Origin of the sequence: Brucella sp. TWI432, from assembly GCF_039674445.1 — a bacterium.
In the GTDB taxonomy this organism is placed as follows: Bacteria; Pseudomonadota; Alphaproteobacteria; order Rhizobiales; family Rhizobiaceae; genus Brucella; species Brucella chromiisoli.
This window is the reverse complement of sequence record NZ_JBDJNL010000012.1, coordinates 20,798-35,887: the sequence shown is the minus strand read 5'-3', so window position 1 is coordinate 35,887 and position 15,090 is coordinate 20,798. Positions and strand designations below refer to the sequence as shown.

The window sequence follows — 15,090 nt, the reverse complement described above, 5'->3', positions numbered from 1 at the left end:
GACAATGAAATATATCCCATTCATTCTTTTTACGGTCATGACCAATGCGGCAGCACAACTTCTGCTCAAATATGGCATGATGACATTTAGCAATGCCAGCTATACAGCGGATACGCTGATTTATCGGATTTTTCAGATTGTCTTTAATCCGTGGGTTTTCGCTGGCTTGACCATGTTCGTGATTTCGATGGCATCCCATATGTATGTGCTCTCAAAAGTCGATTTGTCTTTCGCATATCCTTTTCTGAGCCTTGCTTATGTTGCGGTCGCAGTTTTCGCGTGGCTTTTGTTCAAGGAAGAACTGGGTGCCTACAAAATTGCAGGCATCGCTTTCATCTGCATTGGAACAGTATTGATCGCACAGAGCGGTAAGACGCCGAAGGTCGAACAGAACGCGGCGGTTCATGACCGTTCGTCAGTCTAAATTTAAAAGTCGGGGCAGGATTATGAGACATATTATTTTCGGTGGGGATGGTTTTGTGGGGCGTTATCTCGCTCCTATGCTTCTCGCTGATGGCCATGAAGTGATCGTCGCAGACATCGTGAAAAGCGATCTCGCGCATTATGGCCAAGCAACCTTTGTGCATACGGATGTGACCGACCCGGAAGCCATCCGCAAGCTTGGGCTTCGCGCCGACGATATGGTTTATAATCTTTCGGCCAAAATGCTCTCGCCGCTTCAGGTACGGGCCAAGCGTCACGATTTTTTCTTCCCGGTTAATTATTACGGCACGGAAAACATCATCAAGGCGATGGACGAGGCTGGCGCAAAGCGTCTCGTTCATTTTACCACCGACATGGTTTATGGCCACACTTATGTCTGGCCGCAGAAAGAAGATCACCCATGCAATCCGCTGGGCGAATATGGCTTGTCGAAGCTGAAAACCGAGGAACTGGCAGCGGAATGGCGCAAGCGCGGCATGAATATTTCGCTGTTCCGTCCGCGCCTGATTATCGGACCGGGACGGCTTGGTATTCTGGAAAAGCTGTTTAAGCTGATTGATAATAACCTGCCGGTGCCGATGATTGGCTCAGGCAAAAATCCTTATCAGTTCATTTCTGTGTTTGACTGTGCGTCCGCTTGTTACGCGGCCTTCAAAGCAGGCGTGCCGAACGAGGTTTATAACCTTGGATCGCTTAATCCGCCACCGGTGCGCAAATTGCTCGGCGATCTGGTCAAGCACGCAGGCTCGAAATCCATTCTGGTGCCGACACCGGCATGGGCGGTCAAGCGTACGCTGGATTTCCTTGATTGGCTCAACAAGCCTTTGATGGACCCGGAGCAATATTTGATTGCTGATGAAATGTGTATTCTTGACGTTTCAAAGGGCGAGCGCGAACTCGGCTGGGTGCCGCAATATCGCGATGAGGACATGCTGATCGCAGCCTATAGCGAATATCATAAGAAACTCGAATCGAAGGCAGCGTGAGAACAGGCCATGACCAATATTGTAACAACAAATACCACGCCTAAGCCGAAGTTGCTGAGCGTTGAAGACGCCAAGGCGCTTGATCTGCCCCGCATGACAGAGCTTTTCACCGCGCACCTTAATCCGGGGCAGTTGCACTTCATGAAGCTGCTGGGTTTTCATAAGGTGAAAATCGAGCGTGCCGAAGGCATGTATTATTATGATCAGGACGGCCGCAAGATTCTCGATTTTTTCGGCGGTTTCGGTTCGCTGGCATTAGGACACAATCACCCGCGCATTCTCGAAGCGCGTCACAAATTTCAGGAGGAAATGCGGCACGAAATCGCGATCGCTTTCATGTCGCAATATGCAGCAGCCCTCGCTTATGACATTGCCGCCTGCTCGCCGGGCGATCTTGATATGGTGTTTTTAGGCTCGTCCGGTTCTGAAGCCATGGAAGCTGCGGTCAAGGTTGCAGAACGCGCCGCAGGGCCGAAGAAGCCGAAGATCGTCTATGCTGAAAATTCTTTCCACGGCAAGACCAAGGGTGTGTTGTCTATCACTGATGGCGGACTTTATCGCGGTGAGTTCAAGCTGGTTGATAACACCGTTCGCGTGCCATTTGGCGATATTGATGCCATTGAAAATGCCTTCCGGTCCGATCCGGAAATCGGTGTCATTGTTCTTGAAACCGTTCAGGGCGGCGGCGGGATCATTCAGGCCGATGCGGCATTCTGGCAGAAGCTGCGCCAGCTCTGTGATCAGTATGGTGTGGTGTGGGTAGCCGACGAAGTGCAGTGCGGTTTTGGCCGTACCGGCAAGTTCTATGCCTTTGAACATTACGGCGTCATTCCGGATGTCACAGCGCTCGCCAAGTCGCTGGGTGGCGGCAAGACGGCTATGGCTGCAATGATTGCCAGACGCGACGTCTATATGAAAGCCTATGGCACGCCGAAGACGGCAATGATCCATGCCATGGCAACTTTCGGCGGCATTGGCGAATCCTGCATCACCTCCATTGAGACGATCAATGTGCTTTACGATGAGCATCTGATCGACAACGCGGCTGAAATGGGGGATTATCTGCTGGATCGTCTGAAAGAGCTTCACGAACGCTACCCAACGCTCATCAAGGATGTGCGCGGCAAAGGCATGATGGTGGGGCTTGAGTTCCACGATTTCTCAAAGGCCATGCCAATGGTGTTGCGCCCTGTACTGGCGATGCTGGATGACAAGCTGAAAGGCTCGTTGCCGGGCTTTATCGGCAGTCATCTTTTGCGCGATCATGGGGTGCTGGTGGCTTTCACCGAATATAATCGCAATGTGATCCGGCTTGAGCCGCCATTGATTTGCGGGCGCCAGCATATTGATGATTTTATAGCGGCACTTGATGAAGTTCTTGGACGCGGCATTGTCCGCATTGTCAAAGATTTTGTGAAAGCGCAGATTAAGTAAAGTGAAAAGGCCGGGATTTTACCCGGCCTTTTCTTTGAGAATGCCCGGGCGTACCAGCAAATCCCAACATGCGTTGAGCGGCACCACGTCGCGATCTTTAAGCGCATGCGCATAAATTTCCTGCAAAGCCCAGCGCGATGACGTCATCGGGCATTTGGGACGCAACACGCCGTCGGTTGCTTCCACCGCGGCTTTGGTTTCCGGTGTCATTGCCGGGACGGTGCGAAATGGGTCTGCACCGATCTGGATTTTGCGCGTTGCCTTGCGGTTCAGCAGCCATGGAAACGGATCGGTGAAATCAAGTGCCATCAGCGTGTTCAGATGCAGGCCTGTTTGGGCTTCAAATTGTTTGAAGGCCTTGACGGCTTCATCAACCGAAATGAGCCAGTACATTTGATAATCAAGCTCAGAATACAGCCGCCAGCTTGGCAATTGTCCCTGTTTTCCCAGTGCTTCATAGGGTGCGAAATACGCGGCATAATGTTCTGGAAGTAATCTTGCACGCTCCATGATGTCGGGTTTGGTTGACACCTGACGCATGTTTTTAAGCTCAGTTACCGGTGGCTGAATATAAGTTGGCGCCACGGCAATCGTGCGCAAAGTTCTATGCGTTACCGTGCTGAACGCCGGTATGACGCAAAAGGCAGAAAGCGCGATGAACGCGATTTTTGCTTTGCTTTGAATAGGTCTGAGACGCTGATAGATCATCAGCAAAACGGGCCAGATGAAAATGAATTCCTGACTGCCGGTGTTTTGTGTTTCCAGAATGGTGCCGCCCAGAAGGACAATGGCAAGCCAAACGGAACTGCGATCGAAAAACCGGCGAGAGGTTATACCGCGTGTGGTTTCAACCCAGAACAGCACCAGAACCAGTATTGCTGCTGGTAAAATGACATCGAGCTTACCGGAAACAACTGTCAGAAAGCGCGGCAGCAGCGCCCCTTTGTTCAGGGCAAGAAGCTGTCCGACGTCGGCAATATAGGCTGAAATCAAGTGGTGGTTTAATTCGAGCGCCCCCAGAGCGATGAGGGTGACAAATGTTGCAATCAGAATGTTTTTGATTGAAATATGCCCCGCCAGAAGTGCGGTGAGGCAAAAAAGGCCGCCAACCAGAAACCCGGTTATTTTTGTCAGAAACAGCGCCAGCATGGCCACTGCACAAATGGCTGCGAGCTTGCGGCCATCAGCAATGAATATCAGTCCGCAGATCAGCACATAAAGCAGTACTGACACCTGTCGGTTATAGATACCAAAGCCATCCAGCCCCGGATAGGACGTATAGGTCTGCACATTGACCGGACAAACCGCGAAAACGAGAAAGGGAATGAGAAGTGCAAAAGCCAGCATGCGGCTTTTTCTGTCCACATCGGCGATGATGATAATCATCAGTGGTGCTGCCACTGCGAGCAACGACCATTGCGCAAGCAGCAGAGTTTGTGCATGCGGGAAAAGCGATATGCCCCAGGTGAAAAGATAATATCCGAGTGGACCACCAGGCGTGGAAAAATCCACGGACGGGATCTGCCCGGTATTTATACGTTGGGCCGCGTCGAGATAAAGATAAGTATCCCAATACATCGCGCCGATTGGCACTGTCAGTGCGATGCTTAACAAGCCCACCAGCACAAGCAGGACAAGCAGCATCCAGAAGATCGGGCCGCCGAGAAAGCGAGAGCCTCCATCTTCATTATCAGTATATGAAGTCATAAAAATTTCAAATGATGCCCCCGTTCGGCACAAATCGACCGACTCTGTTTCTTTCTAACCTCTATTGTTTAAAAACTCAAAAACACGCCTTGCGCTTGTGATTTCCGGCAATATGTTGCGCGCTTAGGGCGCGTTTCGATTTCAATGAATCACAGCGCTTATCTTTCGATTGGAGTTGTTTTTTGCAAAGCGTCGATGTTTTGGTGATAGGCGCTGGCGCTGCTGGCATGATGTGCGCGATAGAGGCGGCAAAACGGGGCCGTTCGGTGCTCCTTATTGATCATGCGAAAAAGCCCGGCGACAAAATCCGCATCTCCGGTGGCGGACGCTGCAATTTCACCAATATCCATGCGAGCCCGAAAAATTTCCTGTCGCAAAACCCGCATTTCTGTATTTCTGCCTTAAGTCGCTATACGCAGCGCGATTTTATCAAGATGGTAGAAAGGCATCGCATTGCGTATCACGAAAAGACGCTTGGACAGCTCTTCTGCGATGGGTCAGCAGCGCAGATTATCGCTATGCTGCTTGATGAAATGAGGCAGTATAGCGCTCGTTTGCAGCTCGAAACCTCCATCGAAAAAGTTGAAAAGACTGAGCGCGGTTTTGTGGTCAGGCATTCGGGCGGAAGCGTTGCTGCGCAGTCTCTGGTTATTGCCACCGGTGGAAAATCCATTCCCAAAATGGGAGCGACGGGCTTCGGCTATGACATTGCCAGGCAGTTTGGTCTGCGTCTTGTTGAGACGCGTCCGGGGCTGGTGCCGCTGACTTTTGAGCCGCATTTGCTTGAACGCCTGAAGCCCTTGGCCGGTATTGCTGTTGATGCAGTTGTTTCCTGCAAGAAGACGAAATTCGCTGAAGCCATGCTGTTTACGCATCGCGGTATCAGCGGCCCGTCTATTTTGCAGATTTCGTCTTACTGGCGCGAGGGAGACGAAATCGCTATCTCTATGCTGCCAAAGACGGATCTGTTTGACGTCCTGCGTGATCAGCGTTCAAAAAATGGCAAGCAGGCGCTGCAAACGGCACTTTCATTTTTCATCCCCAAAAAGCTGGCGCAGCTTATTGCGGCAGATTTTCCTGCAAACAACCTCGCGGATTTTTCAGACACCGTGCTGCGGCGTGTTGCTGCTGCGGTGAATGACTGGCATGTAAAGCCAGCCGGTTCTGAAGGCTATCGCACCGCGGAAGTGACTTTGGGTGGTGTGGACACGCGCGATCTTGAATCCAAAACCATGGAGGCCAAGGGTGTTTCCGGCCTCTATTTCATTGGTGAGGTGGTCGATGTTACGGGCTGGCTCGGTGGTTACAATTTTCAGTGGGCGTGGTCGTCCGGCTGGTGCGCGGGGCAGGTTGCCTGACACCTTGCCGCGCTCAAGACTTCCCAAGCGCTCAGAGACTGGCGCAGCAGGCCTTAAAATCTTTAAGCGCCACAAGGGTTGAACCAAGCGTCTACGAACCATGCGGACCGATACTTGGGTGAAGAGCGCTGATCCGGTTTATCCATATAGAAAAGCGCCCCCCTGAATTTAATTATTGTTTGGTGGCTATTTAGATATCATCTAAAGTATTGGTTGAGGATGGAGGTTCGTCCGAATGCCGCAAAAAAACTCCCCCCTGGCGCCGTTTCAATATGGAACTTTTCGCGCTTTGTGGTCTGCAACGTTGTTTTCAAATCTTGGCGGCCTCGTGCAAACCGTTGGCGCGGGTTGGATGATGGCAACCATCGCGAACTCTGACGATATGGTTGCGCTGGTTCAGGCTTCCACCACGTTGCCTGTGATGATATTTTCTGTAGCGGCGGGTGCGCTGGCTGACAATTTTGATCGCCGCCGTATTATGCTCACTGCGCAAACCCTGCTGTTGTTCATTTCTGTAGCACTTGCGGCATTTGCCTATCTTGGCATGCTGACACCGTGGATGTTGCTTGGCTTCACCTTTCTCATTGGATGTGGTGGAGCGTTGCATAACCCATCATGGCAGGCGTCGATGGGCGATATTGTTCCGAGAGCGGATTTGCCAGCGGCTGTGGCTCTCAATTCCATGAGCTTTAACCTGATGCGCAGCATTGGACCGGCAATTGGTGGTGCGATTGTCGCAATCGCTGGCGCAGCCTTTGCCTTCATTTTCAATGCCTTTAGTTATTGCGCGCTTATTCTGGCGCTCTGGCGCTGGCAACCGCAGATAACCAAATCGACTTTGCCGCGCGAAACACTGGGGCCTGCAATGGTTGCCGGTCTGCGCTATGTGGCTATGTCGCCGAGCCTTCTAAAGGTTATGTTTCGTGGCTTTTTGTTTGGACTGTCGGCGATTGTTATTCTGGCCCTTTTGCCACTTGTGGCGCGGGATCTTGTTGACGGTACAGCGCTCACATATGGTATTATGCTTGGCTTTTTTGGCATCGGTGCCATTGGCGGCGCGCTTTCAAGCGCCCGGTTGCGCGAATATCTTGGCAATGAGTGGCTCGTACGCGCTGCCTTTACCACTTTTGCAATCAGCTGTGTCTTGTTGTCGCTCAGCCGCAGCATTTGGCTGAGTTGTATTTTCCTGTTCCCTGCTGGCCTGTCCTGGGTGCTCGCGCTTTCGCTTTTCAATGTGACTGTGCAGCTTTCCACGCCACGATGGGTGGTGGGACGTGCATTGGCATTTTATCAAACAGCCACTTTTGGCGGCATGGCGGCAGGGAGCTGGCTCTGGGGTTCCGTGGCGGACGGTTTTGGGGTGCCATTTGCGCTGATGGTTGCGGCAGGTGTGTTGCTGTTTGGCGCGTTGATCGGCATTCTTCTGCCGCAGCCGGATTTTGAATCGCTTAATCTCGACCCGCTCAATCGTTTCAGTGAGCCGAAATTGCGCCTGGATTTGCGTTCGCGCAGCGGTCCGATCATGATCATGGTTGATTATAAGATCGCACAGGAAGATGTCCGGGCATTTCTTGAGGCAATGGCGTTGCGGCGCCGTATCCGCATTCGCGATGGTGCGCGGCAATGGGCGCTGCTGCGTGATCTGGAAAATCCGGAAATATGGACCGAGAGCTATCATGTTCCAACATGGGTCGAATATGTGCGTCATAATCAACGGCGCACACAATCGGATGCGGAAGTGTCAGAAAGACTGCTTGCTCTTCACAAGGGCGCAACCCCGCCTCTCGTGCATCGCATGATTGAGCGACAAACAGTCTCTGTTCACGATGATATGCCGCTGAAAGCTCATCTCGATTTGACGTAAGATCAAAAGGTTATCGCTGTTTCTGCGCCAATTCAGAGGCTGCGCAAAGCTTTGATAGCTTTGCGCAGCTTGATTTTAAGCAGGTTTGTCGCTTTTGCGACCAATGCTCAGAAGTTGGTAAAGCACCAGAGCCGCAAAGGTTGATGTACCAATTCCGCCGAGCGCAAAATTTCCAATATTGAGGGTGAAGTCACCCGCACCGAAAATGAGTGCTACGCCAACAGTGAAGAGATTGCGCGGATCGGAGAAGTCAACCTTGTTAACGACCCAGATGCGCGCCATTGCCGAGGCAATCAGGCCAAAGACCGAGACCGCAAGACCAGCCAGAACCGGCGCGGGAATGGTATGCAGCATTGCACCGAATTTGGGTGACATGCCAAGTGCAATCGCTACAACGGCAGCAATGACGAAAATCAGTGTCGAATAGACCTTGGTCATGGCCATCACGCCAATGTTTTCAGCATAGGTCGTGACACCTGTGCCGCCGCCGAAACCTGAAATCATTGTGGCAATGCCGTCACCAAAAAAGCCGCGCCCGATATAACGGTCCATGCTCTGTCCGGTGATAGCGCCAAGCGCTTTGATATGGCCGAGATTTTCAGCAACCAGAACGATCGCCACCGGCGCGATCAACGTGATCGCAGGCCATGTGAAAACAGGTGCCGTGAAGGCGGGCAGGCCAAACCATGGAGCGGCACCCACAGCGGCAAAATCGATGCCCGGAACAAAGCCGAGGCCATTGCCGAAAATCAGCACAAGGCAATATCCGAACAGCAGCGCCAGCAGCACGGCAACGCGCTTGGTTGCAAGCGAGCCATAGGCAGAAATCATTGCCATGCAAAGCACGGTCAGCAGTGCGATTGCCATATGCGCGCCAGAGCCTTTAAGCTGGCCGATTGCCACGGGTGCGAGATTGAGCCCGATGGCGACGCCGATGGCGCCTGTGACGACGGGCGGCATCAGACGTTCGACCCAGCCGGAGCCTATGGCCATGACCACCAGCCCTATTGCGGCATAAAGTGCACCGCAGGCGATGATACCGCCAAGAGCGAGTGCGATGTTCGGATTGGGACCGCTACCGGAATAGGCGGTGACGGCAATCACCACCGCGATGAAAGAGAAGGACGAACCAAGATAACTTGGCACGCGACCACCGGTCATTAGGAAGAAGATGAGTGTTCCGATGCCGGAGAAAAAGACGGCGACATTTGGATCAAAGCCCATCAGCAATGGTGCAACGATCGTAGAGCCGGACATGGCCAGCAGATGCTGAATGCCCATCGGAACGGCCGCTGTCGTTGGAAGCCGTTCGTCGGGCAGCACCGTGCTGTTCCTGGTTAGATGCCACTTTGGAAAATAGGACATGGACCCCTCGTAAGATGTTTATCGAAAGGCCATTAACTGCAATTCCACCGGATCGCCAGTGTGTTGGGGTCACGTTTTCTTATGATAAGGTCCGGTTGGATGATATTTCCTCAGAAAATGCTTGCCACGGCGGTAAAGAACAGCCCGTTGCGCGGGGTCTTTTGCCTCGCAGGCATGGTTTTATAACGATCAGACAACTCACCAACCGATCGAATAATGTCATGTATGTTGCCACATTGGCGGGACTCTTCTTAAGCCAGAACCGAAGCAGACATAACCCCGAGACATCGGAGTCGGAGACATATAGATGCCAGCGGCGGCGTTGTGCCCGGTTGATTGTTTAGTCCGCGTCAGAACGGAATATGACGCACTCTATCTACCAGCAAGTCGATGACGACCTCCTCGTGCCGTATCAAAGCCCCCTCAAAAGGAAGATTGAAGCACAAAATTGAAAAATTACCGATTTTAAATGTTCACAAGCTTTAGCATATGTCGAGCAGAAGTGCGAAGCGGATTTGCGTGAGATAACGTGTGAAAACAAATAGATAGAGCATTCCCGATGATTTGATCAAAACAGAAAGTGCTCTGGGATTATGCTTCAAAGCAAAGACCTCAGAGGCCGGTCTGACTTAAGCAGATATAAATGCCCTTTGATGGGCGCTGCAAAATATTAAATATTTTTAATTTTGGTTATTTTGAACAATGTGTGATTTCAATCAAAGTGAAGTTATTGGCTATTCGTTATTATATTATTTTTTAAATTAAGGTATCTATTATGAACAAAAACAATCCTTTTTTAGACGGCTCCGATGGTTATGGGGTGGTCAGCCGATCTTTGCACTGGCTGATGGTTGTACTGTTTGCTTGGCAATTCATCACAACAATCCTTCGCTTTTTTGCTAAAGACACAGCAATTTATAATTTGATATGGCCAACACATTTTCAGGTTGGCTTTGCGTTGTTTTTGCTGGTTTTGATCAGAGGCGTGTGGGGATTGCTGAATTTATCAAGGCGCCCGCATAAGTCTGGTGTTTTGGGCAAGCTGGCGGGTCTTGGTCATCTGGTTATTTATGGGCTGATGTTTGTCGTGCCTGCGGTTGCAGTCCTGCGCAGCTATGGTAATGGCCGTGGCTTCTCGTTTCTTGGGATTCAGATTTTTGAACGCACGGGAGTGCCGAATACTTTGCTGACCGCGCCTGCCATTGCAGTTCATGGCCTTCTTGGCTGGTTACTCCTGGCGGCCATTGTTGGCCATGTGCTGATGGTGTTTGTGCATCATTTTGCAATGCGGGATAATACATTGGAGCTTATGACCGGGCGCCGTGTGGCCCGAGAGGCCAAATGATTACCGCTTCTCGCGGAAAAAATCCCTGAGTATCTTCTGCGCTTTCTCTTCGGAAAAGCCTGTATAAATTTCTGGAACATGATGGCATGTGGGCTGCGTGTAAAAGCGCGGCCCAGATTCCACGCCGCCGCCCTTAGGGTCGGCTGCGCCATAATAAAGGCGGCGGATACGGGCAAATGAGATTGCAGCCGCGCACATTGCGCAAGGCTCAAGCGTTACATAAAGATCGCAATCGATCAGCCTCTCAGATTTGAGCGCCTCGCCCGCAATGCGTATTGCAAGGATCTCTGCATGCGCTGTCACATCATTTAATTCCCGTGTCCGGTTGCCCGTGCGCGCGATGATTTTTCCTTCATATACGACAACTGCGCCAATCGGCACCTCTCCGCGAAGGGCCGCAGATTTCGCTTCCTCAAGCGCAATATCCATCGGTGTTGCTAGTTTGGGTGGTGAAATATCTGCAACCTTTTTCAAGCCAACCTCATTTCGTGGCAAAGAGCGGGAAATTTTGCTCGCAAGCCATTGAGCGATTTGTTACTGCATAAGTCACGAAATCAAAACCGATTTGCAAACGGATTTATACAGCGTTTTTGACCGTATGGTTCTGGATGACCCTAAAAAGGCGACAGAGGACAAGGCAACGCTGCTGAGAGGCCAATACCAGATGAGCACTGAAGACGACAATAAGGGCGGTCGACGTCCTCCATTCGGACGCGGCGAAGGTCGCGGAGAGCGTCCGCGTAACGACCGGCCTCGCGAAGGTAAGCCGCGCGAAGACAGGCCGCGTCGCGAAGACGATCGTGGTGCGCCGCGCACGTTTGGGTCGCGCGCCCCGCAGGAAGGCGAAGATACCAGCGAGCGTATCGCCAAGCGTCTGGCACGTGCGGGCATTGCGTCGCGCCGCGAAGCCGAGACGATGATTGCGGCAGGCCGCATTTCTGTGAATGGCAAGGTGCTAGACAGCCCGGCTGTGAACGTGAAGCGCAGCGATGTCATCACCGTTGACGGCAAACAGCTTAAGCAGGCCGAGCGCACTCGTCTCTGGCTGTACCATAAACCAGCAGGTCTTGTGACGACCAATCGCGATCCTGAAGGTCGCCCGACCGTATTTGAAGCGCTGCCTGCGGAAATGCCGCGTGTGCTCTCGGTCGGACGTCTGGACATCAATACGGAAGGTCTGCTGCTGCTTACCAATGATGGTGGGCTGTCGCGCGTTCTTGAACTGCCTTCTACCGGCTGGCTGCGCCGTTATCGCGTGCGCGCCCATGGCAAGGTAACACAGGCGCAGCTTGATGAGCTGAAAAACGGTATTGCCGTTGATGGCGTCTTTTATGGCAGCATTGAAGCGACGCTTGAGCGCGAACAGGGTGCGAATGTCTGGATTTCGATCGGTTTGCGCGAGGGCAAGAACCGCGAAGTTAAGAACATTCTTGGTGCACTTGGTCTGACCGTTGGTCGTCTGATCCGCGTCTCATTTGGTCCATTCCAGCTGGGCGATCTGGAAGAAGGCGGCGTGCGCGAAATTCGCGGTCGCATTCTGCGTGACCAGCTTGGTGAAAAGCTGGTCGAGGAATCGGGGGCTGATTTCGATGCCCCCATTCTCAACGAGTTCTCCAACACGGTTGTTCAGGGCCGAACCGCGCGTGAAATGGAACAGCGTGAGCCGGAAGAAGAGCGTCGGCGCGCGCCACGGGAACGCGAATGGATTTCGAGCCAGCCGGAACGCCGCAAGCAGAAAGAAATGAAAGAAGACAGGGTTGAGCCGCGCCGTCGTGGCAATTCCAATGTCTGGATGGCGTCAGGCGCGCGCCCACAGGGTGAAAAGGCTGCTGCAATCAAGGCCGCTCGTGCCGAGAGCCGTGGTGCGCGCGCAAGCCGCTCCGATGGTGATCCGCGCCGTTCTGAAGGGCGCTTTGACAAGCAGGGCTCTCGCCCTGAAGGACGTCCGGCGCATCGCGGTCCGCGCCCGGAGGGAGATTTCCCGTCCCGTCCACGACGCTTTGGTGATGGTGAACAACGCCGTGATGAGGGGCGTGAAGAGCGTCCCCGGCGCGCCGAGGGCCGTTTTGAACCGCGTGCACCACGGCCCGAAGGACGCGACGATCGCAAGCAAGAGCGTCGTCCCGGCAAGCGTGAGCGCGCTGAACTAAAGGGTGAGGGCGGCGAAAGATCATCGGGCGGCTATGAAGGCCGGAGCTTTGGTAAGCCATCCGGGCCACGTGGCAGCGGTCCGCGCTCCAGTGAAGGCCGCGGCCCGTCGAAGGGGCCGGGCGGCTTAGGCAAGGGGCCGGATCGTGGTGGCTCAGGCGGCAAGCCAGGCAATGGCCGGTCCGGCGATGGAAAGCCACGCGGTGGCAAGCCAGGGGGTAGTGGTGCGGATCGTCGGCGGTAAATTCCGCGGGCGCACGCTCGTAACACCTGCAACAAATGCGATCCGTCCGACAACGGATCGCACACGTGAAAGCCTGTTCAACATTCTCGCGCATAGTTTTCCTGACAAAGTGGACGGCGGGCGTGTCCTTGACCTTTTTGCAGGCACAGGCGCGCTCGGTCTTGAAGCGCTGTCGCGCGGTGCACGCTATGCGGTTTTCGTCGAGGAATCGGCGGAAGGACGCGGTCTTCTTCGCCAGAACATTGAAACATTTGGACTTCAGGGGCAGACCAAAGTTTTGCGTCGTGATGCCTGCAAGCTCGGCGAGGCAGGAACAATGGAGCCTTTTGATCTGGTTTTTGCCGATCCGCCTTATGGACGTCGCATGGGTGAAAAAGCACTTTTGTCTGCGCTTGAAGGCAATTGGCTTAATCCTGACGCACTTCTGGTGCTTGAAGAGGATGCAGAAGCATCGCTTGAACTGGATGAACGATTCGTCGTGCATGAAGAGCGGAATTATGGTGGCACCATCATTCGCCTCATCCAGCTGAAGTAAAGCTAATGACTTACCGGAACCGGAAAACCGGGTCCGGGGGTAATATTTGATTTTATATTAAGCCATTTCACTCAGGATCTGGGTGAAATGTAAACTGATTGGAGATGTCGCTTGGTGCATAACCCCTCACTCCGGCGCTTATTGTTGTCTACGGCACTTGGTTTTGCACTGGTGTTGCCGCTGGCATCTGGTTCCGTACAGGCGCAAACGGCAGCTCCGGCTGCAACGACCGAGGCCGCAGCGTCGCTGTCGCCTCAAAAGCTTCCTGAAATAAAGCAATCCGAAGGTATCAGCAGCTTCACCCTTGAAAACGGGTTGCAAGTCGTCGTTATCCCGGATCACCGCGCGCCTGTCGTGACGCAGATGATCTGGTATCATGTGGGTTCGGCTGATGAAGCTGCGGGTAAATCCGGGATTGCGCATTTTCTCGAACATTTGATGTTCAAGGGCACCAAGACCTACCCGGCAGGCGAATTTTCGGCAAAAGTCGCGGCCATTGGTGGTCAGGAAAATGCCTTCACCTCTTATGATTACACGGCGTATTTCCAGCGAGTGACGCCCGACGCGCTTGAGATGGTGATGGGGTATGAATCGGACCGGATGGCCAATCTGGTGCTTAATGAAGAGGCGGTTAAGACAGAACGCGATGTTATCCTCGAAGAACGCAGTATGCGGGTGGATTCCAATCCCGCAGCGATGTTGATGGAAAACACCGACGCTACGCTTTTTTATAATCATCCTTATCGCGTGCCGGTAATCGGCTGGCGGCAGGAAATGGAAAAGCTCAGCCTCAAAGACGCGATCGATTTTTATCAGCAATATTACACGCCAAACAACGCCACGCTGGTGATCGCTGGCGATGTGACGCCTGAGCGCGTGCGTGATCTTGTCATGAAAACCTGGGCAAAAATCCCGAAGCGGGCTGAGGTCCTGCCGCGTGACCGTCCGCAGGAGCCGGTAAAACATGCGGCGCGGATTGTGACCTTGCATGATGAACGCGTCAGCACCCCATCGTTCCGCATTTCTTGGCTTGTACCATCTTACGCCAATGAAAAGCGCTTTCCCAATGTAAAGAAGGGCGATGCACCTGCACTTGACCTTTTGGGCGAGATTCTGGGCGGATCGCTGCGCTCGCGCCTTTATCAGGAACTGATCGTTAAGCAGGGCATCGCGTCCAATACAGGCGCGAGCTATGACGGTGATGCGCTGGATGACGGCACGTTCTCGGTTTACGGCTCTCCACAAACTGGCAAGACATTGGCGGAAGTGGAAAAGGCTGTTGATGCGCAGGTTGCACGCATTATCAAAGATGGTGTGACGCAAGAAGAACTCGATCAGGCGCGCAACCGTTTTCTCAAGGCCGTGATTTTTGCGCGGGACAGCCAGTCTGGTATGGCGCGAATTTACGGTTCAGCATTGTCTGTTGGTCAGAACATTGAAGATATTCAGAAATGGCCAGACCTGATCAAATCTGTGACGGTTGAGCAGATCAGGGACGCGGCAAGCCGTTATCTTGTGAAGGACCAGTCGGTGACGAGCTATCTGTTGCCGCCCGATACGGAACCGGAAAATGCAAGTGAAAATTCCAATGCAGCGGCGGGCAATGCAGGAGTGAATGGCGCAGAAGGAGCAATCCAGTGAGTAATGTTGTTGTTTTGAG

Annotated in this window: 12 protein-coding genes; 9 read left to right on the top strand and 3 right to left on the bottom strand. The window is 53.0% G+C overall.

Translation table 11 applies throughout. The features are described from left to right. Positions 1-4 precede the first annotated feature (4 nt). From ABE527_RS15570 to ABE527_RS15560, 3 genes are read left to right on the top strand one after another with little or no spacing between them, the layout of a single operon-like run. Positions 5-424 (top strand): EamA family transporter, encoded by a 420-nt coding sequence (locus tag ABE527_RS15570; protein ID WP_499694821.1) that lies wholly within the window; start codon positions 5-7, stop codon positions 422-424. A gap of 22 nt (positions 425-446) precedes the next feature. Then, entirely contained in the window at positions 447-1,430 is a 984-nt protein-coding gene (locus ABE527_RS15565; protein WP_265985141.1) for an NAD-dependent epimerase/dehydratase family protein, read from the top strand. A 9-nt stretch (positions 1,431-1,439) separates the two neighbouring features. After that, a complete protein-coding gene (locus tag ABE527_RS15560; RefSeq protein ID WP_265985142.1) occupies positions 1,440-2,864 on the top strand; it encodes an aspartate aminotransferase family protein in 1,425 nt (474 codons plus the stop codon). A gap of 18 nt (positions 2,865-2,882) precedes the next feature. Here ABE527_RS15560 and ABE527_RS15555 read toward each other — a convergent pair whose 3' ends face one another. Beyond that, positions 2,883-4,571 (bottom strand): hypothetical protein, encoded by a 1,689-nt coding sequence (locus ABE527_RS15555; protein WP_499697468.1) that lies wholly within the window; start codon positions 4,569-4,571, stop codon positions 2,883-2,885. Between the two features lie 182 nt (positions 4,572-4,753). Between ABE527_RS15555 and ABE527_RS15550 the strand changes: the two genes are divergently transcribed. Next, positions 4,754-5,929, top strand: a complete 1,176-nt coding sequence (locus ABE527_RS15550; RefSeq protein ID WP_499697467.1) for a BaiN/RdsA family NAD(P)/FAD-dependent oxidoreductase — start codon at positions 4,754-4,756, stop codon at positions 5,927-5,929. Positions 5,930-6,164: 235 nt separating this feature from the next. Beyond that, the gene (locus tag ABE527_RS15545) at positions 6,165-7,793 is read left to right on the top strand and encodes an MFS transporter (protein ID WP_265985144.1); all 1,629 of its coding nucleotides are present in this window, start codon (positions 6,165-6,167) and stop codon (positions 7,791-7,793) included. 75 nt (positions 7,794-7,868) lie between these two features. Here the strand turns inward: ABE527_RS15545 and ABE527_RS15540 are convergent, their stop codons facing one another. After that, a complete protein-coding gene (locus ABE527_RS15540) occupies positions 7,869-9,158 on the bottom strand; it encodes a solute carrier family 23 protein (RefSeq protein ID WP_265985145.1) in 1,290 nt (429 codons plus the stop codon). Positions 9,159-9,933: 775 nt separating this feature from the next. Here ABE527_RS15540 and ABE527_RS15535 point away from each other — a divergent pair. After that, a complete protein-coding gene (locus tag ABE527_RS15535; protein ID WP_499697466.1) occupies positions 9,934-10,503 on the top strand; it encodes a cytochrome b in 570 nt (189 codons plus the stop codon). On the opposite strand, the gene ABE527_RS15530 is transcribed toward ABE527_RS15535, so the two are convergent. Further along, positions 10,504-10,932 (bottom strand): nucleoside deaminase, encoded by a 429-nt coding sequence (locus ABE527_RS15530; protein WP_499697514.1) that lies wholly within the window; start codon positions 10,930-10,932, stop codon positions 10,504-10,506. Between the two features lie 235 nt (positions 10,933-11,167). Between ABE527_RS15530 and ABE527_RS15525 the strand changes: the two genes are divergently transcribed. The 3 genes from ABE527_RS15525 to ABE527_RS15515 all read left to right on the top strand — a co-directional run bounded on the left by ABE527_RS15525 (position 11,168) and on the right by ABE527_RS15515 (position 15,071). Then, positions 11,168-12,895 carry a pseudouridine synthase gene (locus ABE527_RS15525; protein ID WP_499697465.1) on the top strand — a complete coding sequence of 576 codons (1,728 nt, stop codon included), beginning with the start codon at positions 11,168-11,170 and terminating at the stop codon, positions 12,893-12,895. Next, positions 12,840-13,430 (top strand): 16S rRNA (guanine(966)-N(2))-methyltransferase RsmD, encoded by a 591-nt coding sequence (gene rsmD / locus ABE527_RS15520; RefSeq protein WP_407673272.1) that lies wholly within the window; start codon positions 12,840-12,842, stop codon positions 13,428-13,430. The genes ABE527_RS15525 and rsmD overlap by 56 nt, the downstream gene beginning before the upstream one ends. A gap of 114 nt (positions 13,431-13,544) precedes the next feature. Further along, entirely contained in the window at positions 13,545-15,071 is a 1,527-nt protein-coding gene (locus ABE527_RS15515) for a M16 family metallopeptidase (RefSeq protein WP_265986150.1), read from the top strand. Positions 15,072-15,090: the final 19 nt, after the last annotated feature.

Coding starts and splice junctions, on each gene's coding strand:
- ABE527_RS15525 (WP_499697465.1), top strand. CDS start 11,168: ATGAGCACTGAAGACGACAATAAGGGCGGTCGACGTCCTCCATTCGGA.
- ABE527_RS15570 (WP_499694821.1), top strand. CDS start 5: ATGAAATATATCCCATTCATTCTTTTTACGGTCATGACCAATGCGGCA.
- ABE527_RS15565 (WP_265985141.1), top strand. CDS start 447: ATGAGACATATTATTTTCGGTGGGGATGGTTTTGTGGGGCGTTATCTC.
- ABE527_RS15530 (WP_499697514.1), bottom strand. CDS start 10,932: ATGGATATTGCGCTTGAGGAAGCGAAATCTGCGGCCCTTCGCGGAGAG.
- ABE527_RS15535 (WP_499697466.1), top strand. CDS start 9,934: ATGAACAAAAACAATCCTTTTTTAGACGGCTCCGATGGTTATGGGGTG.
- ABE527_RS15560 (WP_265985142.1), top strand. CDS start 1,440: ATGACCAATATTGTAACAACAAATACCACGCCTAAGCCGAAGTTGCTG.
- ABE527_RS15540 (WP_265985145.1), bottom strand. CDS start 9,158: ATGTCCTATTTTCCAAAGTGGCATCTAACCAGGAACAGCACGGTGCTG.
- ABE527_RS15555 (WP_499697468.1), bottom strand. CDS start 4,571: ATGACTTCATATACTGATAATGAAGATGGAGGCTCTCGCTTTCTCGGC.
- ABE527_RS15545 (WP_265985144.1), top strand. CDS start 6,165: ATGCCGCAAAAAAACTCCCCCCTGGCGCCGTTTCAATATGGAACTTTT.
- rsmD (WP_407673272.1), top strand. CDS start 12,840: ATGGAAAGCCACGCGGTGGCAAGCCAGGGGGTAGTGGTGCGGATCGTC.